Source organism: Alkalibacillus almallahensis, from assembly GCF_011761495.1.
In the GTDB taxonomy this organism is placed as follows: Bacteria; Bacillota; Bacilli; order Bacillales; family Alkalibacillaceae; genus Alkalibacillus; species Alkalibacillus almallahensis.
The window spans coordinates 54,769-79,797 of record NZ_JAASRU010000013.1 but is presented as its reverse complement, the minus strand read 5'-3'; the positions used below and the strand labels follow the sequence as shown (position 1 = coordinate 79,797).

Annotated in this window: 24 protein-coding genes and 1 rRNA gene; 4 read left to right on the top strand and 21 right to left on the bottom strand. The window is 39.0% G+C overall.

Annotated elements, in window-relative coordinates:
* Window positions 1-67 (bottom strand): 16S ribosomal RNA (locus FHR85_RS11655); the annotation flags it as partial.
* Between the two features lie 296 nt (window positions 68-363).
* Window positions 364-612 carry a hypothetical protein gene (locus FHR85_RS11650; RefSeq protein WP_341770968.1) on the bottom strand — a complete coding sequence of 83 codons (249 nt, stop codon included), beginning with the start codon at window positions 610-612 and terminating at the stop codon, window positions 364-366.
* A 149-nt stretch (window positions 613-761) separates the two neighbouring features.
* Here FHR85_RS11650 and FHR85_RS11645 point away from each other — a divergent pair, with 149 nt between their 5' ends.
* Window positions 762-1,520: a polysaccharide deacetylase family protein gene (locus FHR85_RS11645; protein ID WP_167263447.1), complete on the top strand. Its 759-nt coding sequence runs from the start codon at window positions 762-764 to the stop codon at window positions 1,518-1,520.
* Here FHR85_RS11645 and FHR85_RS11640 read toward each other — a convergent pair whose 3' ends face one another.
* Window positions 1,521-2,144 (bottom strand): KinB-signaling pathway activation protein, encoded by a 624-nt coding sequence (locus FHR85_RS11640; protein WP_167263445.1) that lies wholly within the window; start codon window positions 2,142-2,144, stop codon window positions 1,521-1,523.
* 142 nt (window positions 2,145-2,286) lie between these two features.
* Between FHR85_RS11640 and gerD the strand changes: the two genes are divergently transcribed.
* The gene (gerD, locus tag FHR85_RS11635) at window positions 2,287-2,934 is read left to right on the top strand and encodes a spore germination lipoprotein GerD (protein ID WP_167263443.1); all 648 of its coding nucleotides are present in this window, start codon (window positions 2,287-2,289) and stop codon (window positions 2,932-2,934) included.
* A gap of 46 nt (window positions 2,935-2,980) precedes the next feature.
* Here gerD and FHR85_RS11630 read toward each other — a convergent pair whose 3' ends face one another.
* The 6 genes from FHR85_RS11630 to sppA form a co-directional block, all read right to left on the bottom strand.
* Window positions 2,981-4,036 (bottom strand): P-loop NTPase, encoded by a 1,056-nt coding sequence (locus FHR85_RS11630; protein ID WP_167263441.1) that lies wholly within the window; start codon window positions 4,034-4,036, stop codon window positions 2,981-2,983.
* Between the two features lie 92 nt (window positions 4,037-4,128).
* Window positions 4,129-4,833: an N-acetylmuramoyl-L-alanine amidase CwlD gene (cwlD, locus tag FHR85_RS11625; protein ID WP_167263439.1), complete on the bottom strand. Its 705-nt coding sequence runs from the start codon at window positions 4,831-4,833 to the stop codon at window positions 4,129-4,131.
* Between the two features lie 63 nt (window positions 4,834-4,896).
* Window positions 4,897-6,324 carry a PH domain-containing protein gene (locus tag FHR85_RS11620; protein ID WP_167263437.1) on the bottom strand — a complete coding sequence of 476 codons (1,428 nt, stop codon included), beginning with the start codon at window positions 6,322-6,324 and terminating at the stop codon, window positions 4,897-4,899.
* Complete coding sequence (locus tag FHR85_RS11615) at window positions 6,314-6,793, bottom strand: PH domain-containing protein (protein ID WP_167263435.1); 480 nt, start codon at window positions 6,791-6,793, stop codon at window positions 6,314-6,316. Before FHR85_RS11615 ends, FHR85_RS11620 begins: the two co-directional genes overlap by 11 nt.
* Window positions 6,794-6,811: 18 nt before the next feature.
* A complete protein-coding gene (locus FHR85_RS11610) occupies window positions 6,812-7,291 on the bottom strand; it encodes an RDD family protein (protein ID WP_167263433.1) in 480 nt (159 codons plus the stop codon).
* Window positions 7,292-7,303: 12 nt separating this feature from the next.
* On the bottom strand, window positions 7,304-8,293 hold the full coding sequence (gene sppA, locus FHR85_RS11605) for a signal peptide peptidase SppA (protein WP_167263431.1): 990 nt from the start codon (window positions 8,291-8,293) through the stop codon (window positions 7,304-7,306).
* A 461-nt stretch (window positions 8,294-8,754) separates the two neighbouring features.
* Between sppA and FHR85_RS11600 the strand changes: the two genes are divergently transcribed.
* Window positions 8,755-8,961 (top strand): hypothetical protein, encoded by a 207-nt coding sequence (locus FHR85_RS11600; protein ID WP_167263429.1) that lies wholly within the window; start codon window positions 8,755-8,757, stop codon window positions 8,959-8,961.
* 64 nt (window positions 8,962-9,025) lie between these two features.
* Here the strand turns inward: FHR85_RS11600 and FHR85_RS11595 are convergent, their stop codons facing one another.
* Both FHR85_RS11595 and FHR85_RS11590 read right to left on the bottom strand, forming a co-directional pair.
* On the bottom strand, window positions 9,026-11,035 hold the full coding sequence (locus FHR85_RS11595; RefSeq protein ID WP_424923986.1) for a TRAP transporter permease: 2,010 nt from the start codon (window positions 11,033-11,035) through the stop codon (window positions 9,026-9,028).
* A gap of 91 nt (window positions 11,036-11,126) precedes the next feature.
* Window positions 11,127-12,137: a TAXI family TRAP transporter solute-binding subunit gene (locus tag FHR85_RS11590; RefSeq protein WP_167263425.1), complete on the bottom strand. Its 1,011-nt coding sequence runs from the start codon at window positions 12,135-12,137 to the stop codon at window positions 11,127-11,129.
* A gap of 375 nt (window positions 12,138-12,512) precedes the next feature.
* Here FHR85_RS11590 and FHR85_RS11585 point away from each other — a divergent pair, with 375 nt between their 5' ends.
* Window positions 12,513-13,475: a sodium:calcium antiporter gene (locus FHR85_RS11585; protein ID WP_341770967.1), complete on the top strand. Its 963-nt coding sequence runs from the start codon at window positions 12,513-12,515 to the stop codon at window positions 13,473-13,475.
* 64 nt (window positions 13,476-13,539) lie between these two features.
* On the opposite strand, the gene FHR85_RS11580 is transcribed toward FHR85_RS11585, so the two are convergent.
* The 10 genes from FHR85_RS11580 to rplM form a co-directional block, all read right to left on the bottom strand.
* On the bottom strand, window positions 13,540-15,054 hold the full coding sequence (locus FHR85_RS11580) for an acetyl-CoA hydrolase/transferase family protein (protein WP_167263423.1): 1,515 nt from the start codon (window positions 15,052-15,054) through the stop codon (window positions 13,540-13,542).
* 191 nt (window positions 15,055-15,245) lie between these two features.
* Window positions 15,246-15,590: a DUF6176 family protein gene (locus tag FHR85_RS11575; RefSeq protein WP_167263421.1), complete on the bottom strand. Its 345-nt coding sequence runs from the start codon at window positions 15,588-15,590 to the stop codon at window positions 15,246-15,248.
* 76 nt (window positions 15,591-15,666) lie between these two features.
* A complete protein-coding gene (locus FHR85_RS11570) occupies window positions 15,667-16,242 on the bottom strand; it encodes a DUF2087 domain-containing protein (protein WP_167263419.1) in 576 nt (191 codons plus the stop codon).
* A 423-nt stretch (window positions 16,243-16,665) separates the two neighbouring features.
* Window positions 16,666-18,129: an MDR family MFS transporter gene (locus FHR85_RS11565; RefSeq protein WP_167263417.1), complete on the bottom strand. Its 1,464-nt coding sequence runs from the start codon at window positions 18,127-18,129 to the stop codon at window positions 16,666-16,668.
* Window positions 18,126-18,998 carry a TetR/AcrR family transcriptional regulator gene (locus FHR85_RS11560; RefSeq protein ID WP_167263415.1) on the bottom strand — a complete coding sequence of 291 codons (873 nt, stop codon included), beginning with the start codon at window positions 18,996-18,998 and terminating at the stop codon, window positions 18,126-18,128. The genes FHR85_RS11565 and FHR85_RS11560 overlap by 4 nt, the downstream gene beginning before the upstream one ends.
* Window positions 18,999-19,292: 294 nt before the next feature.
* Window positions 19,293-20,564 carry an amidohydrolase family protein gene (locus tag FHR85_RS11555; RefSeq protein WP_167263413.1) on the bottom strand — a complete coding sequence of 424 codons (1,272 nt, stop codon included), beginning with the start codon at window positions 20,562-20,564 and terminating at the stop codon, window positions 19,293-19,295.
* A gap of 200 nt (window positions 20,565-20,764) precedes the next feature.
* Window positions 20,765-22,414, bottom strand: a complete 1,650-nt coding sequence (locus tag FHR85_RS11550) for an aryl-sulfate sulfotransferase (protein WP_167263411.1) — start codon at window positions 22,412-22,414, stop codon at window positions 20,765-20,767.
* A gap of 800 nt (window positions 22,415-23,214) precedes the next feature.
* Entirely contained in the window at window positions 23,215-23,598 is a 384-nt protein-coding gene (locus FHR85_RS11545; RefSeq protein ID WP_167263409.1) for a hypothetical protein, read from the bottom strand.
* A 357-nt stretch (window positions 23,599-23,955) separates the two neighbouring features.
* Window positions 23,956-24,348, bottom strand: coding sequence for a 30S ribosomal protein S9 (gene rpsI, locus FHR85_RS11540; RefSeq protein WP_167263407.1), 393 nt, complete (start codon window positions 24,346-24,348; stop codon window positions 23,956-23,958).
* A gap of 18 nt (window positions 24,349-24,366) precedes the next feature.
* Window positions 24,367-24,804, bottom strand: coding sequence for a 50S ribosomal protein L13 (rplM, locus tag FHR85_RS11535; protein ID WP_167263405.1), 438 nt, complete (start codon window positions 24,802-24,804; stop codon window positions 24,367-24,369).
* Between the last annotated feature and the right edge of the window lie 225 nt (window positions 24,805-25,029).

Sequence of the window (25,029 nt, the reverse complement as noted above, 5' to 3'; positions counted from 1 at the left end):
GCTCGACTTGCATGTATTAGGCACGCCGCCAGCGTTCGTCCTGAGCCAGGATCAAACTCTCCAATTAAAGTGTTTGATTTGGCTTATTGTTTCTTAATTTCGTCTCCGCTTCCTTCCTATTAACAAATAAGAAGAAAAACGAATTGACGACAGGCTATTTTGTTTAGTTTTCAAGGTTCGAAATGGTTTGTCGTTTTTTCGCGACAAGAATTAATATAGCACAATTTCAAATGGGGTGTCAACAAATGAATAATAATTTGTTTTCCGAATCCAAAAAATGAATTTGTGTGATTAATCGTCTCGTTTCGACGACAAAAACAAATATATCACATGCTTATGTCGACATCAATAGGTTTTTTGAATTTATTTCACATCAAACAAATTTTTATGTGGAACGTACTTCAAACACTCTTTTTGTGTCGCAAACCGCTTATAAATATTAAATAATAACGTATACCTTTCCTTAATTGCCTCTTGCACATTTTCATCAAGATCATGGTAGCTAAAATCATACAACAATTCATCCATTTCCCGCTTCAAAAGATATTCCAATTCCATTTGTTCTGATTCATTTACCAGTAATCCAATCATCATTTCACTTCCATTCTTCAATAAGTCACCATCATTTTCCCCTTTTTACCAGGGATTATGTATAATCACCATTCTAAAACTATGCAATTGTTCATATATATATTTCAGAATTATTTATTAGCTAACGGTAGACAACCCTCCAAATCCAAAGAATAAAGGTTGGATCATTTATGTATAAAACGATTAATTGGACAAGTTGGAAAAAGTGGTGTGTGTTAATAGTCGTCATTATGCTAGCGATCACATCATGGCAGTTCATGGCTAAACAAACGCTGTTAGTCAATCAAACGCAGACTGCTCCGTCTGGCGCAATTACTAATGCCGAGGAGGATAAACAAGAAATCGCTTTAACGTTTAATGTTTCTTGGGGTGATGACGTGATCATTGATATTCTCGACGTTTTACAAGAAACAGAAGTTAAAGCAACCTTTTTCATTAATGGAGAATGGGCACTTCGAGAAGAAGAATTAGCTGAATTAATCGTGGAAGAACAACACGAAGTCGGGTTATTAGGTTATAGCCTTGAACGGTATGCAGATCAACCTAAGGACGTTATTATAGAAGACCTCGAAAATGGAGAAACGATCGTCCATAACTTAGGTTTCGAACCATTACGATTCGTTCGTCCGCCTGAACATGAATATCACGATAACGTGAATAACATTGTAACAGAACAGGGTTACGACATGATCTTTTGGAGCGTTTATGCTCATATCGAAAAAAATAGCGAGGTTAAAGAGGTATCTGAAAAATTAAACTCGACCATTAGTGCAGGGGATATCGTTCTCTTTTTTGCGCAAGATAATTTAAAACAAACACCAGAAATTTTAGAACAAGTCATTAAGCAGAAAAAAAGAGAGGGATATCAGTTTGTTTCAACAACAGAATTACTTTCCCCTGCTGATGTAAAACTGACCCCTCTCGACTAATTATGCTTTTTGATTACTACTGGCATCTTCCGGGTTAGTAAAACCTACAATCCGGTGCAACTTAAGTAACTGATAAGTGTTACAAGCTAATAAAGGCACCACCATGAGTACAAGCCACTCAGGATCGCCTGTACGTAACGTTGGAATCCATTCAATGGTTGTGACTACAATCATGAAAAATAAAGCTGGTAAAAAGGCACGTGGATGCGTTTCTCTAGCCTTAATTTTAGCAATGGCATAGGCGAATATAGATAATAAAACAGGTGCTATAAAGTAAGGCCATAATCCTTCAGGCCCTGCATCCTGATGATATCTTAAATAGACTAACTCAAATAAAGTAAATAAAATCAAGATAACTTGAGCGTGTTTCCAAAAGTATCCGAAGAAACCTTTACCGAATTGATGCAAGGTTAAATATGCGAAAAAGCCCATTTGTGCAATCACACTGTAGACAAGTCCATAACCTGAGTACCATAAAATCACACCTAATAACTCCCAAGCATTAAAAGGGTCTAAAAATGGCGCGTAAGCATGAGTTGATACAATAAAGCTTGTCACAACAGTTGTTACGGCACCGATCACTAATAATGTTAAGAAAAATTTAATCCAAACACGTATTGTCACTGTTTTTCCTCCTACGATCTATAAATCCAGTCCACTCGTATTTTACCATGCTTTAGCTATTTTTGCCTTCTTTAAATATGTATATTTTTTCACAACCGCTTCATATTAAGAGTATAAATTGACATCTAGAGGAGCATCCATGATGGCTAAACCAATTATATACATGGTCGTAATCGTCATGTTATTAGCAAGTTGTAGTGGCGGAAGTAATAGTCAACAATCATCCCCTGATTACGAAAAAACAAAAAAGATGGTTACGGATATCTTAAAAACGGACGATGGTAAAAAAGCACTTCAAGAAGCATTAAAAGACGAATCATTAAAGCAAGAAATAGTTCTACAATCTGATGAAGTTAACAAAGCTGTTGAATCGATGTTTTCAGGTGATAAAGGAAAAAAATTCTGGAGCGAATTATTTAATGACCCTTCCTTCGTTCAAAGTTATGTTGATGCAACAAGGAAACAAGATCAAGAACTTATTAAAGGATTAATGAGTGATTCTGAATACCAAAATAAAATGATTAGTCTCTTTCAAAACGAAGAGGCCAGAAAAATGATTCTACAGATATTAAAGAGCCAAGATTATAAAAGTCATTTAGAAAAAACCATTCAGGAAACATTGAACAATCCTGTATTTAAAGCCCAAATGACTGAATCCTTAATCAAAGCCGCAGAAAAAATGGAAAGTGGTCAAGGACAGTCTAAAAGCGAAGGTGAAGTGAATAAACAAAATAACGGAGGGTCTTCTGGTGGTGGAAGCGGTGGAGGACAAAGTTCCTCTGGAGGCTAACACCATATAAAAAGAGGTTTAGGGCATTCACCCTAAACCTCTTATATTATTTTTTGCAGCGTTTTGCAACCTGGTTAGCAATTGATAAGAAGATCTTGCCTGTTGGATGATCTTCTTGATAAATGCCTGGTGCGAATGTTTCTTCTTCATCGTATGGCTGTTGTAATGGTAAGCGTCCAAGCACATCTGTTTCTAGAACTTCAGCAAGCTTGTCGCCACCACCTTCACCAAAGACGTATTCTTTCTGTCCTGTTAATTGACTTTCAAAGTAAGCCATGTTTTCAACAATTCCGATAATATCGTGTTCAGCTTTAAGCGCCATTTGTCCAGCACGCGCTGCAACAAAAGCAGCTGATGGGTGCGGCGTTGAAACAATAAGCTGCTTAGACGATGGCAGTAATTCTTGTACGTCTAAAGCAATATCGCCTGTCCCTGGTGGTAAGTCAAGCAATAGATAATCTAAATCGCCCCACTCAACTTCTTTAAAGAAGCTCGTGAGCATTTTACCTAGCATAGGACCACGCCAAATGATCGGTGAGTTATCTTCAACAAAGAAGCCCATCGAAATCAATTGAACGCCGAAACGCTCAACAGGAATAATCTTCTCACCGCGTACTTGCGGGCGTTCTTCTACGCCCATCATATCTGGAACGCTGAAACCGTAGATATCCGCATCGACAACACCTACTTTATAGCCTAAGCGTTCTAAGGCAATCGCTAAGTTAACCGTTACTGTCGACTTACCAACGCCACCTTTACCACTTGCGATGGAAATAAAAGTTGTACCCGTTTGTCCAATTAAATTCGCTTCTTGTTCTTCATTCGCTTCAGCCATGTAAGCATCACGCTTTTCTTCAGGCAATTCTGTGAAGCGCAGCCCTACTGTTGAAGCGCCTTCCTTTTTAATCATTCCAACAATTTCTTGTTGTAACTGTAATTGTTCACCTGAATTCGGATCAGCTAAAGCCACTTTGACTGAAACATGGCCTTTGTCCTCTTTAACTTTAACGCTCTCGATGGCATCAGTTTCCTCGAACGTCCTATGTATATGTGGATCTTGAATTGGTTTTAGTAATTCTATTACGCGTTCTTCTGTAATCACTTTAGACACCTTCCTTTAGTCGTCATCAATTTCATGCCAAAGCTAGTATAACATAATTTCAGACGACACTCAGTTCATACGATTAATCGATTTCACAATTCTTGTTCAGCCGTCACGTACTCTACAATCCCTTCATAAATAGAAGATGCTAATCGTCTTTGATAATCCTCAGATGTAAGTAAAGCACGCTCTTCAGAATTAGATAAGAATCCCATCTCAACTAATGCACTCGTTGTCTCGGCATGTTTCAAAATATAAACGTTATCCATGGCGAGCGTTTGACGGTTCGTTTCAATCGAATCTCTTAGGCGTTCCTGAATCGCATTAGCTAAACGCTTATTCTCTTCTTCACCTGGGTAGTAAAACGTTTGAGCGCCTCGCCAACTTTCATTGACTACCGAATTCAAATGAATACTAACGAACACATCCGCTTCAACATCTTGAATCAATTTCACACGTCTCCGGATATCATAAGACTTACGCTTCGAATACCCGTCCATATCTTCAGGTGCAAGGTCATAATCACCATCACGTGTTAGCACAACTTGAGCCCCTGCTTCTTGCAAATAATCTCGCAAAAACAAAGCTGTTTGCAAAGTGACTGTTTTCTCTTGATCTTCTCCATAATCAGCCCCACCATCGACGCCCCCATGACCTGGGTCGAGCACAATAACTTGTCCCGCTAATGGCATCACATTAGCTGATGAATTCGTCATCCCTCGATCCCACAGGACACTGTATAAACTCAAGCCTAATAAGACTACACTAATAAACGCAAACACAATATATTTCTTCATAAATAAACCTCCTCGCCTATATATATGGACGAGAAGGTTTTAACATGCTTATGATATGATTAATTATTTCCTTAAGGAGTACCAATCAGATAGTCTGTCCACTTCACTTTCAGCCATTTCCTTCAATAAAACATGACGTCCAGCAAAGTGATTCAAAAGAGAGACACGTACTGTTGCTAACCCTTGTCGTTTATGCAAGATAGATTGACGTTTTTCAAATGCTTGAATACGATTATGCTTCATCATGACCATATCTTTACTAAAATCACGATAGGCCAATGTTAATTGCTGATCATCCCAGCTATAGCCTGCTGTCTGGCGTCTAAGGATCCCTAGCCCGACAGCCAACAGAACTAAAATAGTCGGCACATACCAAACAAATGGCAAGAATATTAAGATCGCAATTAGCGCGACAACAGGAAAGAATGCTGCCCGAATATAGTAAAAGAAGTTCGCTTTTCTCGGAATAGCTTGTACCTGTTCTGGAAAAGCTTCGTATTCAGGTAGAACGGTCTGTAAAAATTGGCTGAGTTCATCATATCTGATAATCGGGAACAAATACGTTCTGGCATTTGCGCTTTGCCCATCAGCTCCCCCAGCAATTTCTACATATAATGTTCCAAATCCGAATGGTTGCCGAATTAAGCTTTGCTTAAAACCAATCGCTTGAATCCGCTTTAATGGGATGGTCATCTGTTTCTTCTCTAAAAGGCCGCGGGTAATAAACAATTCTGTATCATACCGCGTGATTTGAAAACGCCCAAACTTTATAACGGTCCCCAAAATACCAAGGGCATACAATAAAATGAATACCACTAAAGCTAAGAAAATTAATAACTCAACAGCTGAGGATAACAGCCAACTCATCGCTTGATCGTAGGCTGAATCAGGAATAAATCGCTCAATTTCCGAAAACCCAATGAATACTAAACCGACAATGACCCCAACGCTTCCTGACGTTAAACCTGCTACAAACAAACGATTAAAACTAATTTGGCGCTTAGGATATTCTACCGCTTCACTTTCATCTTGTTCTTCATCGACAAGACTTTGATTTGATTTAAGTTCGCGACGAATTGCTTCACCCTCTGAGAATGTCACCGCACTCAAGGAAGCTTCCGTTTCAAGCCCGCTCCCTGCTGTTTCAATCTGCACTTTCGTTAATTTTAGAATGCGATGAATAACCCCTTGCGTTAAATCGATCGATTGAATTCGGTTTTTTGAAATATAACGATGTTTCCGCACAAAGATTCCTTGTTCAATCCGGAGCTCATCATCTTTAATATAATAACGAAAACGGAGCCATTCAACAATGCTAAACCCTGTTAAAATAATCGTTAAACCTAAAATCCCGAGTGCAATATACATAAACGTTGTATTGCCAAACCAAGCAATAACACCAGCGAAAATGACGTAGATTAAATTTTTAAAGATTTTAATCACACTAAATATAACAGCTGCTGGATGGAGTCTTCTCGGTTCAGACATCATCTTCATCCACCCTCGCCAATTCAGAAATCTGATCACGTAACGCGGCCGCTTCTTCTTGTGGTAATGCTGGTATTTCATGAATCGTCGCAGCTGTCGACACGGTTAAATTTGATAAATTAAACCGTTTTAAAATCGGACCTTGTTTGGTATCAACATGTTGCACTCGGATCATCGGTACTAATGTTCTCGAAACAATTAATATACCATGTTGCACATAAATCTCTTGATCAAACACTTCATAGCGCCAGCGACGCCAACGGACCAAAGGAATAACAAAAATCATTAAATACGCTAGAACACCCCAAACGGCGAGTGCGGTTAATGGAATCCATAAAGCCCAATCGAAAAAATGACCTACTATAAAACTAGCAATCACCAATAACAATAAAATCACCATAACGATCACTTCTGTAATACGCCATGCCTTGATTGCATCTTCTGCTATACGATGTTGTGGTGGCTGTCGCATCACGTCACCTCCTTACATTTATGCGTCATGTACGACAAACGTATCGCCAATCATGTCGTGAATCCCTTGTTTATCAGGATTAAAGGCGACGACGATATAAAGTAAATTCGTAAAGCCTAATACACGATGGAAAAATCGACCAACAACTTCACGGAAAATGAGATCAGACCAACGTAAAGGCGTTCGATCTTGGCGGATCACTTTCAATCCAAAAATTCGTTTCCCTAACGTCTGCTGCAAATATTTCGTCATGACGACGAAATAAGCATAAAGAACAATCGTGGAGATGATCACAGCGACTGTCCAAAAACCCACTTCAACATCATCGCCACCTGTGATTAATCGATATGGCATTAAGACAATACCATTGACACAAAATACAATAATTAGATCAACAATATAAGCCCAAAAGCGCATCCAGAAACCAGCATAACGAAACGACGTCTCTTCGGTTCTTTCAGTCACTTCTTGATGGCCTGCTTCATAAACCTCACTCATCGACGTCACCCCCTATTCTGTATATAAGTACATCGCACGTGGCGAATTAGATTCTCGCATAAATTCTTGGAGCTTAGAAGCACGCATTTCATCGCCAAACAAACTAGTAGCAGCACCATTCATAATTGAATTAAATCCAGCACTAGCACCTAATTCAACGACTTGCGCATTCTGTAAATCCTGCTCCTCTTTCATTTGTGCAATCGTATCATCAAGTGAACCTAGTGCATCCACTAAGCCGTTCTCCTCAGCTTGTGATCCTGTATATACTCGTCCATCACCCAGTTCACGAACTTTCGACTCATCCATGTCACGCCCTTCAACAATGACATCCACAAAGTCCTGATACATATCATCGACCATCGTTTGTAGAATCTCTTCCTCGTCTTCTGTCATTGGACGAGATGAAGACATAATGTCCTTGTACTCACCACTTGTAATCGTATTAAAATCAACGCCTAGGCTATCAGCAAGTTCTGCAAAGTTAATTGATTCCATAATGACGCCAATTGAACCTGTTAGTGTTGCCTCATGAGCTACAATCTTATCAGCTGGAGCAGAAATATAATAACCGCCTGAAGCTGCTGTATTCCCCATAGAGACGTATACTGGTTTACCAGCACCACGAATGTCGACAATACGGTCATGGATTTCAGCACTCTCAACAACACCGCCGCCTGGTGTATTCACATTTAATACTAATGCTTTGAACTGATCACTTTCTTTCACATGATCAAGCATACCTAATATGCGATCATGATTATATGTAGCGCCACTAAATACGCCACCTGTGACACCAGATTGAATCACACCTTCTACATTAACTACGGCAACACGCTCATCAATACTTCCTTGTTCTATGACTTCCTCTGCATATTCACTTTCCGATTGGAACATATCTGTAAAATCTGTCGTTGCTACAGTGGTTGTAAATTGAGCAACCGTCGATAATACAAGCAAACCAATCGCAATTGCTAACGCAATCCAACGTTTTTGGTTCATTCTTGTCTCCTCCTTATGTACTCCCTTTTTCTAAAAATTCCTTCTTCATTGTATCACTTTTGATGATTTTTCCAATATAGTTATGATGAAATTATTTTTTGAAAGTCATCATTATCTTTATAAACTAAACTTAGTAGTTCATAAAGTTATGGTATGATAAAGCTAACTAAGTGAATTTATGCCGAGATTATTATTTAGTAAGCTTTATTAAAGTCCGTTGTTGAATTGTGATCCGCTTTCGGTGGACGCTTTCCGCGGGCATGGCTCGAGCCTCCTCGGCCGAAAAGCGTGGCCTGCGGGGTCTCGAGACTCATGCTATTCCCGCAGGAGTCACCACCTTCGCTTCTCACAATTCAACAACTCAGCGCTACATCATTTTAATAATCAACATTAAACTTTAACAGCACAATTTAATACAAACTAGATCAACTATTACACCTTAATGGACGGAGGTTAGTCTATTGAATTTCATTAATTGGTATGACTGGATTTCACCGACTCATCCTTTTGCATCGATCTTTTTTGGCCTACTTTTTACATTGTTTATGGTTTTTGTGGGGTGGATTGAGACAAAAGATACGAAAACGGCATTTATCTTAGCTTTAACAGGTACTCTTGTCACTGTAATCGGTGTGATGATCTTAACATGGCTCGGTTTTTACAATTAAAAAGCTAAAAAAAGCCCAGAGTCAGTGCTCTGGGCTCTTCTCTCTCAAACTATTTTCTATCTTATTATGCTGCCGCTGCAATGCCTTCACGGTCTTTCGGGCGCTTCGTTTGAGCGTACCAGACCAGTCCGATTATCACTACACCCGCAATATCGATATATAGGTTCGGCGTAATAAGCATTAAACCTGCTGTAAGTAATGCAAGGCGCTCCCACGCACGGGCTTCGCGCTGGAAGTATCCCATAACTGAACTACTCACACCCATCATACCAACCAACGCCGTGATGACGGCTAGTATAAGAGCCATAATCGAATGATCGCCCGCTTGGACTAATATCGGATTATAGACAAAAATATACGGTATGATGAATGCGGCAATCGCCAGTTTAACGGCGGTTAACCCACTCTTAAACGGATTTGACTTGGCTATACCTGAGCCTGCATAGGCGGCTAAACAAACAGGTGGCGTAATATCTGCCACAATACCGAAGTAAAAGACGAATAAATGAGCGGCTAATACCTCAACACCAAACCCATTGATTAAGGCTGGAGCTGCAATGGTCGCTGTAACAACATAATTCGCTGTCGTTGGTAAGCCCATACCTAAGATGATACATGCGATCATCGTGAATATGAGCGCTAATAACTGAATATCATTTGATAATGTAATAATCGCTGCTGCGACTTTACCACCTAAACCAGTCATACCAACAACACCAGCAATAATCCCCGCTGTACCAACAGCTGCAATGACTGGCAACGCTGTTCTTGCACCTTGTTCTAACACGTAGAAGATTTTCTTAATCGACATCCGCGATTCCTTACTTAGCATACTGACGACAAACGCAGTCAGAATACCAATCAGTGCTGCACGCTGTGGTGTATAACCAATAAACAACGTCGTTATAATTGTAATTAATGGTAAGAGCATAAGCCCTTTCGTTTTTAATAAGTTTAAAGCACTCGGTAATGTCTCTTTAGCAGCACCGAAAATACCCGCCTTTTTCGCTTCGTAATGGGCACCCATAAATATCCCAGAGAAATAGAGCATGGCTGGAATGAGCGCTGCCATCATAATCGTGCCATAGTCCGTGCCTGTATATTCAATCATGATAAATGCTGCGGCACCCATAATCGGTGGCATTAACTGACCACCTGTAGAAGCAGACGCCTCTGCTGCAGCTGCGAATTCAGGTCTGAATTTCGCTTTCTTCATCATCGGAATCGTAAATGAACCTGATGATACCGTATTAGCGATCGAACTTCCTGACACCATACCTTGAAGCGCACTAGCTGATACGGCCGCTTTTGCCGTACCACCTGTAAATCGTCCTGTTAATGCAAAAGCTAAGTCATTAAAGAACTGCCCAATACCAGAATGGACTAAGATTACACCAAAGAGTAGAAACAGGAAGATGAACTTAGCCGACACTTGGACGGGTATACCAAAGATCGCATTCTCTCGGTACCACAAGTCAGTCATTACTTTCTCAAACGTAAAGCCTGTATGTGACAACACGTCCGTCGGGATGATATTTCCGTATAAGGCATATAAAATAACTATACCTGCCACCACGACAATGGGTACACCTACTGCTCGTCTTGTTGCTTCTAATAACAGTAAGACACCTACTACAGCAACAATAACATCTAACATTTCATACCCATGAATCCGAGCATCTAAAATTTTATCGAAAAACATAATTTTATAATATCCAACAAAAATTGCTGTGAAAGCTAAGATAACGTCATACCAAGGAACCCCTCGGTCATGTAATCCCTTCTTCGCTGGATATAACAAATAAATAATACCAAGCGCTGTCCCAACGTGCACAGCTCCTTGAATTTGGGATTGAAGCGTTCCGTAATAACCTGTGTATAAATGGAAAATAGTTAGATATATCGCTAAAAAGGTTACGATCCATGCCCATTTTCCAATGTTACCTCGGACATTACTTTCCCGATCATATTGCCTCAATAATTCCTGTTCATCAACCTGATCACCTTTTTGTTGGGTGTCTGTTGATGTTTCGGGATTTATATTATCAGTCTTGTTGTTTTTTCTATTAGACACACCCTTCACCACCTTCAGCATTTATGGGTAGGTATAAAAAGGACCGGCACACTGTGTCGGTCCTTTTTACACCAATCCATTGACCTATCAATTATTGAAGGTCAGATAATGATTCAACGCCTGTTTCTTCACGCGTAATAATCTGCATAACTTCAGGATAAATATGACCGATGAATGCAAAGTTTTCTACTGCTGCTCCATCGAATTCACCTTCGCCGTTAAATGCATCTTGAGCTGGGATGTGAACGGTCATACCTAAGTCTAGTTCGTCACGACCGATTGAAGCTAAGTTCTCTACAGATGCTCCTGTTTCAGTTGATGTCACACTAACACCATCAATATTGTTATTCCATACTGTTGCCATTTCACCGCCTAGTGGATAGTACGTACCACCAGAGCTACCAGTACCCATAACAATTTCGTCAGCACGATCTTCAGGAGTTGCTGAAACCTCAGCCACATCCCCTTCAATCTCTAACCCTTGCTCTTCATAATACTCAGCAGCACCTGGGTGAATAGGTAAACCTTCAGAACCACTTAGTGCTTTTTCCAACGTCATATGATTAGACTGCTGGTGTGTATTATCTTCTGCATTTTCAATAGAAACGCGAGCTAAATCATACGCTAATTCGTTATCAATTGTATCTGTATTAGCTACAAGGACTGCATAAGCTGTAACCGTTTGCACGTCTTCTTCTAAGAAATCATAAGAATCCGCCGTAATTGTATACGGTAAATAACCCAGTTCATCTTGTGCATATTGAACCTCTTCATCTGTTAAACTGATTAATTTTGCATCACCAGTATTCGCTTGTAAATCATTAACACTACCTGCTGGTAAGCCTAATAAACCAAATGACGCATCAATGTTACCATCTTGAAGACCATCGCGAGCATTACCGAATCCTTCTTCGTATTTATCGTAATCCCCGTCTTCAATACCAGCACCTTCTAAAATGACAGTTGCAGCAGCTTGAGTCCCACTACCGGCAGGTCCAATCGCAATTCGCGATTCACCACCATCATCTCCTGAACCACAAGCGGCTAATACCATAGTGGCCAAGAACCCAATGGCTAGTAACCATACAATGGATTTTTTCATGTGAATCTCCCCCTAAATTGTTTAAGTTTTATATGACCAGATTTCTTAATTCATAAACATAGCAAACTAAGAAATCTAGTTAACAACCTTATAAAATAAACTCCCTTAATAGTTTAACCCAAATTGACTAAAAATGCTAATTTTATAAAAATTTATTCCATAGCTATTACTATATCATCAATATTGACTCTTTGCATCTATTAAGCTATAGTTATGATAGACAAGGGGAGTAGCGACCGTATATCACGGTTGATGAATCGTCAATCTCGATAATTTGAACATTATCCGGTTCATCATATAATACGCAAGACCTTGGCCTAGTATGCTGGCCAAGGTCTTTTTTATGTTTTTAGACCTATAATAAGGAGTGACAACATGATGGTTTGGATCAGTTTCTTGATCGCTGCAATTCTCGTCGTCTACGCTGCGATCAAATTAAATGTGTACGGTGATCAGATTAGTCAACAAACAACGATGAGTGGGGCTATGGTTGGTGGTTTGTTGATCGCTGGTGCTACATCTTTACCAGAGTTAACAACTAGTGTCACAGCAGTTTATGTTGATAACGTCAATATTGCTGTTGGTAATATGCTTGGGAGTAACGTTTTCAATCTTTTGATTTTAGCAGGGGTTGATTTATACTACCGAAAAAGACAAGCCTTTAACCTGCAGGATTCTCGTCAGCACATTCCATCGATCTTATTCGGCATTGCTCTAACAACAACTGTCATTATTGCCATGCTAATCGATGACAGCTTGACGATCTTTAATATTGGGATCGAAATGTTTATTTTAGTCCTTCTTTATATCATTAGTGTGAAACTATTTGAAAGTGAAGAGCCGGATGAAGAGATTTTGCAAAGCGATGAGCGTTTGCCACTAAACAAAGTTATACGTTTCTTCGTCATCTCAGCTTTCACTGTGCTGGTAGCTGGTAGTGTTTTATCCATCACAGGTGATATCATCGCTGAACAAACGGGGATTAATTCCAGTTTCGTTGGTAGTGTACTAATTGCTGCATCGACATCCTTACCTGAATTAGTAGCTGTAATTGCGGCTTATAAATTAGCTAATTACGCTATTGCTGCAGGATCCATTCTAGGCAGCAACCTATTCAACCTTTTATTACTAGCTTTCACTGATGCCTTTTATCAAAAAGGAGCTATATTACAAGGTGTGAGCTTTTCGTTGGTCACAATGGGTGTACTCAGTCTGGTCATGATGCTCATGATGCTCTATGTGCTTATGCGTGAAAATAAACCATCCATGATTCGCTACACTTGGCCATCTATTGTCATTGTGATTCTTTATTTTATTGTTTCGTATCTCACTTTTTAATCAATCTTGAAAAAACGGGCAAGGCTGATCGTCTTAAATTGATCAACCTTGCCCGTTTTATTTATTATGATTTTACTTCAACTAAAGAACGCATAGTCCCTTCTCGTTCAAATTGTGTGTGCCATGACAATGCTTTCTCCAACATATGAGGCGTTTGACCACCACGTTCTTTTGCTTCTTCAAAATAATTCATCAATGTCTCACGATACATAGGGTGAGCACAGTTCTGGATAATTCTTTCGACTCGTTGTCGAGGCGCCAAGCCACGCAGGTCTGCATACCCTTGCTCTGTTACAAGAATATCAACATCATGCTCGGTATGGTCTACGTGCGAAACCATTGGAACAACGCTTGAAATATCACCGTTTTTCGCAATCGATTTCGTGACGAAAATCGATAAACGTGCATTGCGCGCAAAATCACCTGATCCGCCGATGCCATTCATCATATTACGACCAAGCACATGAGTCGAATTAACATTTCCGTAAATGTCCATTTCTAGCGCTGTATTAATTGAGATTAAGCCTAAACGACGAATGATTTCAGGATGATTAGAGATTTCTTGTGTACGTAAAATTAATTGGTCTTTATATTGATCAATATCATTAAACACTTGATTCATCTTGTCTTCAGATAATGTGATTGAACAACAAGACGCCATATTCACTTTGCCAGCATCAATTAAATCAAACACAGCATCTTGCAAGACTTCTGAGTACACTTTTAGATTCTCAAAATCAGACTCTAATAATCCATGAAACACAGCGTTAGCTACAGATCCGATGCCTGACTGTAATGGGGCAAGCTCCTTCGTTAAGCGCCCTTGTTCAACCTCTGATTCTAAAAAGCGAATTAAATGACTAGCCATCTGCTTCGTTTCATCATCAGGCGGCACAATTGGTGATGGTGAATCAGCCTGGTTCGTCAAAATAATACCTTTAATCTTATCTGGGTCAACCGGAATTCCACGTGTGCCGATACGGTCTTCCGTTTTCGTTAAAGGAATCGGTTGACGTTCGCCCTGTTTAGCTAATGAATAAATATCATGCACACCTTCCAGTGCTTCTGGTTGAGCTGTGTTGATCTCCACAATCACTTCAGATGCACTTTCCACAAAGTTCAGTGAGTTACCGACAGATGTTGTCGGAATAATCATGCCATCCTCAGTAATTTTAATCGCTTCAACCACTGCAACATCAATTTGTTCCATTGTATGGTTGCGCAGCATTTCAGCTGTATGCGATAAGTGTTGATCAACAAAATCGAACTCACCTTGATTGATCTTTTTACGCATGACATTATCCGCCTGAAACGGTAATCGTTTACGAATGATTCCCGCTTCAGCCATCATTTTATCTAAGTCTGAGCCTAACGATGCTCCAGTAAATATGTCCACTTTAAACGATTCAGACTGACTACGTTTTACTAAAGCTTGAGGCAATGCCTTCGCATCACCTGCTCTTGTAAACCCACTCAGGCCTAGCGTCATACCATCTTTAATCCATGTCGCAGCTTCATCAGCTGACACAACACGATTTTTCAATTCTTGTTGTTTGATACGTCCAATACCTTGTGTCATCAATTCATGCCGCCTTTCTTTACAAACTTTTCCTACAATTTTAGTATATCATATCAAAATTTGTTGAAACGATAGGGTAAATGACAATTGTTAGAACAAGGTAGACAGTATTCGTTAGCTTAACCAAAATCCATTGGAAGTTATAATGACTTTCAAATCATACCTTGAGACATCGGAAAATGTGCTGATTATTAAACAAGAAATTCTGAAATCCTCTTAGATATCATGCTTACTTCTGGATTTAAATCAATCGGCATAAAATTCTCATCAATGCATTCTTCCCAATACTCTAGATGTTTCTGATCTACCCAGTGATCTGAATCCTCAACACTTTGCCCACCTTTTCCTTGGATTGAGTACCAATAAAGATATTCATTTTTGTCTTCCTTAAGCCTAAAAATAGATTCAACATACATCTTTTCATCCTCTAACGTTAACATGACACGATCCATATGGTTATTTAAGAAATTCAACCATTCATCAACCTTTTCGGACTTTCCATCTTTAACTCTGAATTTTGTTAATTCTATGATCATAATACTCCCCCTTTTTATCACACTTAATACAAAGGTTAGTCTTTATTGTCATCCAACAAAATTTTATAATACTGAATTAAATTAACCACAACTCACGAGGGTTTAACTCATAATAACCCTTATCCCTTGTCATAAACTGATGCATAATAAATTCTCTTCGAATCGTCGCAAAATCATCGTGGAATTGTTTAATGTGTTCGTTAATTTTAGGCTCAGGATACGACTGACCTGCTTCTAAACCTTTAATGATATATTCTAATATAATTAACCGTTTTTTAAGTTGAGCAGGCATTGCTTCGATCCGACCGTCAGACCCAATAAAGTTATTTAATACCTTATGCTTTTCTTCATCCGTCACTTGAAGTTCTTCATTCATGTCATCATCCCCTAATCTTGTGATCGCGCCAGCTAACAAGTCTAATTTCCGTTCGTTAAGCGCGTAATAAATCGTATTTTTGTCACGACGTTGGTAGACAATATCGATCGCTCTAAGCTTTGTTAGATGGTGTGAAATAGTTGGTGGCGTTAACCCTAATTTCCCTGCAATGGCCTGGCCATGAAGGGATCCACCTTCCTTTAATAAACCAATAATACGTAGTCGTGTTTGATTGCCCACTGTTTTATGAAAGTGGACTAATTTATCTAATTGCATCAATCACCCTCCTATTTAGATTATTATCTAATTAGATAATAATCTAAATAGATGCGTTTTACAAGAAGACATTTATTATTTAATAACTGTGTTGGGTCTTTTTTATAGGCTCTGTTAAAGTCCGTTGTTGATATTGTGATCCGCTGCCGGTGGACGCTTTCCGCAGGCACGGCTCGAGTCTCCTCGGAAGAAAAGCACTTCCTGCGGGGTCTCGAGACTCGTGCTGTTCCTGCAGGAGTCGCCACCTTCGCTTCTCACAATTCAACAACTCAGTAATATACAATTTGAAAATCAACACTAAACTTTCACTGAACCAATCAATTAATAACTGAAAGATATTTTCTACATAAAAAACACCCTCTTTGCATTAGGAGCAAAGAGGGTGTAATGGATTTAGGTAATTAATTTTTAACAAAACAACGTCTACGTCGTTTGTTCGTGAATTTGACGGACAATCTCTTTTTCTTTCTTAGGTGGGTGAAGGAACAGTGCCAAGATAAAGGCAACTGCCGCAAGTATGGTACTTCCCATAAACGCCCATTCAAACCCAACGACCTGAGCTAACATGCCAATCATTTCTGGAGAAGCACTTGCATCTGGTGTGAAGTTTTGAGCCCCCATCGAAACAAGTGTTACCAAAATAGCTGTACCAATCGCTGCGGAAATTTGTTGCATCGTATTAGCCATAGCAGACCCGTGGGAATACCATTTAGCTGGCAATTGATTCAATGCAGATGTCATCACAGGCATCAGTACAAGGGATAAGCCAAACATACGAATCGCAAAAATAACCGTTAAATAAGTAAATGTTGTTTCTAGCGATATTTGTGTAAACATAAACGTTGTTACAATAACGACTCCGAGGCCGATCAAGGCTAGCCACTTAGCTCCAAATTTATCAAATAATCGACCTGTAATAGGCGACATAATTCCTAACACAATCGCGCCAGGAAGAATGACTAATCCAGATTCAAGTGGGGTGAACTGCAAGACATTCTGCATGAATAATGGCAATAATGTTTCAACCCCAATCAATGATATGAGCACCGTCATCGTAATCACAATCGCCAATGTGAAAATCGGAAATTGAAAGACACGGAACTCAAGCATAGGTGTGCCTAGTATAAGCTGTCGCCATATAAATAAGCCAATCACAAGCATACCACCTGTAATAGCCGTGATAACTGGAGCATTCGCCCAGCCCGCTTCACCTGCAATACTGAATCCGTAAAGGAACGAACCGAACCCGACAGAAGATAAAATAATCGATAAAACATCGATCTTAGGCTTCCGAAGTTCTGTCACATTCTTAAGGAAGAGAATAGCGACAGTCATGGTAAGCGCAACAATCGGAAGAACTGTGTAGAACAGAGAACGCCAAGAGTAGAATTCCAGAAGAAATCCGGATAATGTTGGGCCTATTGCTGGGCCAAATGCAATCACAATCCCCATCATACCCATAGCTGTTCCGCGTCGTTCTACTGGGATCACAGCTAATAGTACCGTCATTAATAATGGCAACATAATACCTGAACCTGAAGCCTGCACCACTCGAGCTAATAGAAGGACAGGATAAACAGGCGCAAGTGCTGCGATCAATGTCCCTGTACCGAATAAGCCAATGGCCGTTAGAAATAAAGCTCTCGTTGAAAACCGATCAATTAAGAAGGCGGACAAAGGAATCATAATACCATTTGTCATGAGGAATGCTGTCGTCATCCACTGAACTTGACCTTGTGTTATATTGAATGCTTCCTGAATGGACGGAAGCGCGGTTGCTAATAGTGTCTCGTTGATTATTCCCATAAAAGCACCTGTTAATAGTGCCGCAATCATTAAGACTTTTTGTTTTTGTGGTAGGTTCCAAGAGTTTTCCGTCTCGCTCATGTTGAGTCTCCTTTCCATACTTCCCATGTTGTTAATATAGATGTTAATCGTTGTTTCAGATAAGGTCTTTGGGATAACTGAGTGAGCAAGGCGTCAATCAGAAATTCCCGCTTGCTTTGTTGACCGAGCTCTTCAATTAATAGATCAATTGTTTCCAAATCCTTATTGATAGTGTGACTTGCTTGATCACTCGTTTGTAATTCTGCATGAATCGTTTCTAATTGCTGTTTCAGGTCTTCTAAAATGGAATGACGATTAACTCCTTCATCATAACCGCTCGGTAAAACCGGAAAAATACGATCATCATTTGTCACAATCGCATGCAGGGATTCTGTGATAAACTCTGCTAACATATCCAAAGGCAAATGAGTTTGCCAGATTATTTTAATCAAATAACTATGGATCGTCCCTTCCATTACAACAGTTAGATCGTTTAAATATGTTTTAATAGTTGGTCCAAACGCTTCTAGCAACGCCTGTTTATGCCAGTCACGTAATTTACGCTTTATATCAGTCAAAGCAGTTGGAATAGGACCTTGATCATTCGGGTGGAAATCCGTCAGCACCGCATAGAAAAAGTAATGATAATCAATTGACTTCTCCAGCTCAATCGCAATTTTCTTCTTAAGTGTTAATAACGAAGAACCTTGCAAATCTTCCGTTAAGTTTTCTGCTTCCCAAAACAGTTCATCATAATAACGTTGTAATAATTCCAAAACCATGCTTTCTTTTGAATCAAAATGTTTATAAAAACCGCCTTTAGAAATACCGCAAGCACTTGTGATGTCTTCTACAGACGTGTCATAAAAGCCGTTTTCCTGGAATAACTGTACAGCTGCATCCAGCATTTCCTCTCTTCGATTCCCCATCATATCCTCCTTTTGACCAATCATTCACTTAAAGTGAATTGACAGTCACTCGAATATCATATCATACGAAAATGCCAGATACAATTCAAAAAAACACCTATCCGTTTAATCACGAATAGGTGTTTGAAACTTTTATATTGACTTTAAAAATAGAGCCATAATTTGAGGAGTGTTATGTTCATAACTAATCTTCATCGTGATTGACGATCGCTAAATAAATAGGAATGGCACAACCGATCGTTATCGCAATAAATAAAGCACTTGTCATAAGATAATTCCCTCATCTGATGACCTTTATTTTGTTTTGCGGTCAATATCTAATTCTGTGTCAAAAACACGAGGTTCTTTTTTAAATAAGTACTCACCATGACGAATAGACGCTAAACATTCAACACGGCGACGTTGCGCTTCGAACGTGTTGGGTGCATCCAGTACAATAAAGTTGGCTGGTTTCCCTTCGTCTAAACCATAGTGATCTTCCAACTGCATCAATTGAGCGCCGTTGTAGGTTATCAAGTCAAAGTTTCGCGGAAAATCTTCATCACGCATCAATTGTGTTGCATGAAGGCCATTATCCAAGATATTCATCATATTACCAGAACCAGCAGGATACCATAGGTCAACGATTGAGTCTTGTCCAAAGGCTACATTGATACCATGATCGACAAACTCTTTAACCCGCGTCAAACCACGACGTTTAGGATAAGTGTCTTGTCGGCCCTGCAAAAATAAATTCTCAGTTGGACAAGCAACAAAGTTAATCCCTGACTGGCGGAATAAGCCCATCATTCTAAAAGCGTACGCATCATTCGCTGAACCAAATGAACTCGTATGCGAAGCTGTCGTCGATTTGCCATACCCTTGTTTCAACGCCTCTGCATTCAGCACTTCTAGAAAACGCGCTTGATGATCATCCGTTTCATCACAATGAACATCAATTAACTTGTCGTATTTGATGGCGAGACGCACAATTTCTTTAACAGATTCATTTCCATCTTCAGCTGACCATTCATTATGTGGAATTCCTCCCACACAGTCAGCCCCTAATTGCAGGGCTTTTTCAACTAAATCACGACCAGACTGACCCTCTTCTTCAAACGAATACATCCCGTTTTGCGGAAAGGCTACGACCTGAATTGTTATATTATTTTTTAATTCATCACGCACTTCAAGCGCTGCTTTAATCCCTGTTAAATGAGGATCAGTACAGTCAGTTTGCGCTCGTATAAATTGCGTCCCATAAGAAGCGACATCTTTAACTGCCTGACGCATGCGCACTTTCATTTCTTCTTTAGTGGTTCCTTTTTTATAATCATTCCAGAGATCAATCGCTTCGAATAAAGTCCCTGATTCATTTTTAATATCGTCATCTTGACCCGTGAAATAATAGTCCAGATGTAAATGAGAGTCGACATAAGGAGGTAAAACGAGTCGTCCTTGTAAATCAATTGTTTCATCTGCCTCACCCAAGTCATGACCGATCGCTTTGAATTTGCCATTTTCAACTAATATTTCAGATGCATCATCATGCTTATAAATAGTCGCATTGGTAAATTTCTTTTTCATGTTGAACTCTCCTATTGCTTTTTAACAATACTTTACTAGTTTTAATTCTGATTAGCAATTTTGTTGTAAAAGATCCCCTTTGACGGTACTTTTATAAAAGATTTGTTAAAAAGCTAGGCAGCTATAAGGTGATTTCGGTATAACAAACCCCAGTTAGTGGACTTTTTTAATAAGTCTACTAACTGGGGTATACTTCAGGGTTATCTCTGAAAAATCGACGGGTTAGCTTGGTTCTGAGGATATAAAGGCATTCGTTCTGCTCGGTAAGCTTTGTTATTAGCATCTTCAGTGAAGCCAGTTAATAAGATTTCAAAAACGACTTCAGGATCATTAGAACCGGTCACTTCAACGATCCGACTTTCTCTTTCGTCTTCGGAATTCAGCATGTAACCTGAAGTGATCAGTCTATTCCCATCGTCTGGCAGATGATCAGCATCACCGATGATAAAGGAGAAAAACTCTTCTCCCCGTTCTTTTCCGTAAGACCAAACCTGTTCGACGGTATGGTCTTCTTCATTAATTCGGTATTGAACCGCTTGACTGAATTCTTCACTTTTTCCTTCGTCTCCGCGGGTAATCACTTTATTATTATCAAAAAGAAGCACATCACTCGTCGCGTCATTTTGATCTTGATCAGGCAATGTAGTCATAGCGTGCTGGGCACCTGGAAACTTCATATCCTCAGATTCAGGCTCAAGCAAATACTGTTCATATGAGGATGGCCAATTTTCATGAGATCCTAAAATCCACTTAATGTCACCATCAGGATAATCCATTTTCACCACAATATCCTGACTTCGGCTAGATACTAAAATGGCATCGTCCTTCTCATCGTAGGAAACAGCATTTTGATGGAACCAGTCCACCTCACCATTTTCAATTCCTGGGCCGCTGTAGTCCTCGTAAAAGGAAGAAGGCATGACCTCTTTCATATCAACAACGTTTACCGTTTCACCAGTCTCTCTATCTATTTCAATCATTTCATCTTCAATATATTCCGCGCCATCATGAACAGTAGCAAGTAAGTTTCCATTTGGAAGTTCGATCGTATCATGGTGAATGATATCGTTATTTTCGTAATTTTCAACTTCGACGTTATAACTATCTTGAATATCACCGAGCATATCCATTACTACAAGTTCACCGTTTTCTTCTTTATTCTTAGGTGCTAGCAATATATGACCATTTTCCAAACGTTTAAACAAATGCTGGCTTTGCATACTAGAATACCAGCGGACTTGAGCATTTTCATCAACAGCATATGGATACTTTTTGCTTGGAACGACAAACGTCAATCCATCTTGCATGTTTTCTGGATGGCTTTCTTCTATTGTCGGTTGAATTAAGTCATCAGGTAACGAGCTAGTTTCGACTTCAAACTCATGTTTCATCGTTTCACCCGATTCTGTTTCAGCTTGCAGAATCACTTGATTGGTTGCATCTGGATAAAGTCCAAGAATGGGTATTTCGTGTTCAGTTCGAGAGCCCGAAATGGTTTTCTCAATATCCTTTGCACCATCTTTTCCTTCCACAATAACAGTGACTTCTGCTGCTTCATCTGTCTGAAATAAAGCAAGCGCGGATAAAGGAGAAAAATTGTAAGGATCCTTTTCAATCATTGGATTAGTGAAAGAATAGTCTCCGTCTTCATATGTGGTTTTTAAATCTTCTTTGAGCTGTTGTTGCTCATCTATCTCTTCACTACGTTTTGAAGAGGAAGGATCACTTTCCGCTTCTTCCGCTTCATTTACCATTTGTTCCTTTTTCATCTCCTCGGATAATACAAACCAAAGGACTCCAGCAAGCACGACTATACTTAACGACACAATAATGACATACACTCGACGCACGATTAGTCCCCTCTCCCTTTTTATGTACGATATATGTAAAGGTATTAAGATTCTACATATTGCGGAAACAGTTAAAATGATCATTTAGCTTTCTTTGAATTAAGGATTAAACCGTTTACTCTCAGCATGTTTATTAGCAAGCGGTGAAACGATTACGATTAAAATCAAGAGAACGACTATGAATCTTTCAAAAGAAGATTGCCTTGATGGCATCCCACCTAGACTTTGATGATCACTTTTCTATAAAAGTTTAAATTCTGCACTATTGAAAAAATAATTGGTATTAACACGAGAAATAACAAAGCCTGTCAGCACTCTTCTTGATCATTTTGTCAATATTACAACAAAAGTGCATTATTATGTCAAAAGATGACGATTTATATATGACTTAACTCTTTACTATAAATTGTGGGTTTTTCCTCTATTAGCAAATTGCTATTAAACATAATTTTGTACATCCTGCTTAAACTGCAATTTAATCCATTAAACAGTGATTTTGCTTTGATCACTATTAGCTTATATTTTACAAACAACTTTAATCTCCAAAACGATTGGACATGACTTTGCACGACAGAGACAAAAACTATCTGATGTTCAGTTAATGGATGTCATAAAAAAACACCCATTCGTTTAATAACGAATGGGTGTTTGAAACATTATTACTGAGCCAATTATAAAAACCACTCTCACTCATTCCGGCTAATTAATACAAAACCCCAGTTAAAGACATTTTTAATTAGTCACTAACTGGGGTATAGTTCATATAAACTAAGTGAGAGTTTTTCCTAAAAGCAATTTCTTTAATTAAGTTCTGATATTTTACCAGTACTTTTACTAACAGAATACAACCCTAGATTTTCTTTGCTTTGGGATTCATCTTCTCCAACTACGCTAAATACTTGCATAATATGTTTATCCTCTTCTTGTTCCTTGTCTTCTAAGTGAACCTCAAAACCTTTAGATGTTTGATTTTGTTCATACAAATAGCTAATCAAATTTTCTACAGCCAACTCTTCAGTCACATTTCCTTTGAAATTATTCTCCTCATTCGTAACACTCTCAACATCATCATGCATGTTAATATAGATTGTTTCATCATTATTAATGTTGGATACTACTAAGAAATAAATACTTGCCATTAAAATTATGGTTATAACTACATAAACTACATACCTTTTTTTCAAGAATTATTCCCCTCCACTTTTCATTTAGAATCATTAAATTAAAATTGTATCTACAACGGATTAATAAACCTCATGTCAAAAATTAAAAAACCTCTTTAATAAAATTTCAAACTTTAATGGATATGTACTTTTTCTTCATTATAGATAAACACCTTATATTAAACAATAATAAAATTATACCTAATTATTTACATTTTTGTATATTGTCGTTCATCACTGGCTCTTTACTATTAATTGTGGTTTTTCACAAGGATCAGACTAGCGTATAAGTAAGTTGAATTTAAATTACCATGTATAAAAAAACACCCATCCGTCTGATAACGAATGGGTGTTTGAAACCTTGATATAACAGGGTTTTTAACGTTTTGAGAACTGTGGTGAACGACGAGCGCCACGAAGACCGTATTTTTTACGTTCTTTCTCACGTGCGTCACGCGTTAGAAGTCCAGCGCGTTTTAGCGATGGGCGGTATTCAGGGTCAGCTTCTAATAGAGCGCGAGCAACGCCTAAGCGGATCGCACCAGCTTGACCTGAGAATCCACCACCATCAACGTTGACATAAATGTCATAGTTACCTGTGTTTTCTGTAACGTCTAATGGTTGGTTAATCACACGACGTAGAGTTTCGTGTGGGAAGTATTGTTCTGCATCGATTTTATTCACAACGACTTTACCATTACCTGGTACTAGTCGTACACGTGCTACTGAGCTTTTACGACGGCCAGTGCCGTTATATTGTACTTGTGCCAATTCAATTACCCTCCTTAATTATCCACGAAGCTCGTAAACTTCTGGTTTTTGTGCATGATGTCTATGGTTAGCGTCACGATAGACGTGTAGCTTTTTGCCCATTTTACGACCTAATTTGTTCTTAGGTAGCATGCCTTTGATTGCTTGTTCAAGCATTTGTTCTGGATAATTATTACGCATTTCTTCTGCGCTACGCTCTTTCAAACCACCTGGGTAGTTTGAATGACGGTAATATTTCTTATCAGTTAATTTCTTACCTGTTAACTGAATTTTGTCTGCATTAATTACGATGACATTGTCACCTGTATCAACGTGTGGTGTGTAGCTTGGCTTATGCTTGCCACGTAGAAGTGCTGCAACTTCTGTCGATAGACGACCTAAAGTTTGGCCTTCTGCGTCAACTACGTACCATTTACGCTCAACGTTTTGTTCGTTTGCCATAAATGTTTGGCGCATGACGGTTCCCTCCTGTTATTTCCGTTTCATTACGTTTATCTCATCACGAATAGTTTCCGGGGCTATTACGTGGATATGATAAAATGCCATAGAATATATTATAATATCTATAGGTATAATGTCAAGATAAATCGCATCTTTTCTCGATTTTTATTGAAGTTATTAGAATGATTCCATTAAAAGATTTTGACTGTGAATTGCAATATATCGGCGAGTTAGCGGATT

Coding starts and splice junctions, on each gene's coding strand:
- FHR85_RS11555 (WP_167263413.1), bottom strand. CDS start 20,564: ATGAAAAAGAAATTTACCAATGCGACTATTTATAAGCATGATGATGCA.
- FHR85_RS11590 (WP_167263425.1), bottom strand. CDS start 12,137: ATGAAAAAATCCATTGTATGGTTACTAGCCATTGGGTTCTTGGCCACT.
- FHR85_RS11565 (WP_167263417.1), bottom strand. CDS start 18,129: ATGAGCGAGACGGAAAACTCTTGGAACCTACCACAAAAACAAAAAGTC.
- gerD (WP_167263443.1), top strand. CDS start 2,287: ATGGCTAAACCAATTATATACATGGTCGTAATCGTCATGTTATTAGCA.
- rplM (WP_167263405.1), bottom strand. CDS start 24,804: ATGCGCCAAACATTTATGGCAAACGAACAAAACGTTGAGCGTAAATGG.
- cwlD (WP_167263439.1), bottom strand. CDS start 4,833: ATGAAGAAATATATTGTGTTTGCGTTTATTAGTGTAGTCTTATTAGGC.
- FHR85_RS11615 (WP_167263435.1), bottom strand. CDS start 6,793: ATGCGACAGCCACCACAACATCGTATAGCAGAAGATGCAATCAAGGCA.
- FHR85_RS11570 (WP_167263419.1), bottom strand. CDS start 16,242: ATGCAATTAGATAAATTAGTCCACTTTCATAAAACAGTGGGCAATCAA.
- FHR85_RS11610 (WP_167263433.1), bottom strand. CDS start 7,291: ATGAGTGAGGTTTATGAAGCAGGCCATCAAGAAGTGACTGAAAGAACC.
- FHR85_RS11585 (WP_341770967.1), top strand. CDS start 12,513: ATGATGGTTTGGATCAGTTTCTTGATCGCTGCAATTCTCGTCGTCTAC.
- FHR85_RS11645 (WP_167263447.1), top strand. CDS start 762: ATGTATAAAACGATTAATTGGACAAGTTGGAAAAAGTGGTGTGTGTTA.
- FHR85_RS11575 (WP_167263421.1), bottom strand. CDS start 15,590: ATGATCATAGAATTAACAAAATTCAGAGTTAAAGATGGAAAGTCCGAA.
- FHR85_RS11560 (WP_167263415.1), bottom strand. CDS start 18,998: ATGGGGAATCGAAGAGAGGAAATGCTGGATGCAGCTGTACAGTTATTC.
- sppA (WP_167263431.1), bottom strand. CDS start 8,293: ATGAACCAAAAACGTTGGATTGCGTTAGCAATTGCGATTGGTTTGCTT.
- FHR85_RS11620 (WP_167263437.1), bottom strand. CDS start 6,324: ATGATGTCTGAACCGAGAAGACTCCATCCAGCAGCTGTTATATTTAGT.
- FHR85_RS11580 (WP_167263423.1), bottom strand. CDS start 15,054: ATGACACAAGGTATTGGACGTATCAAACAACAAGAATTGAAAAATCGT.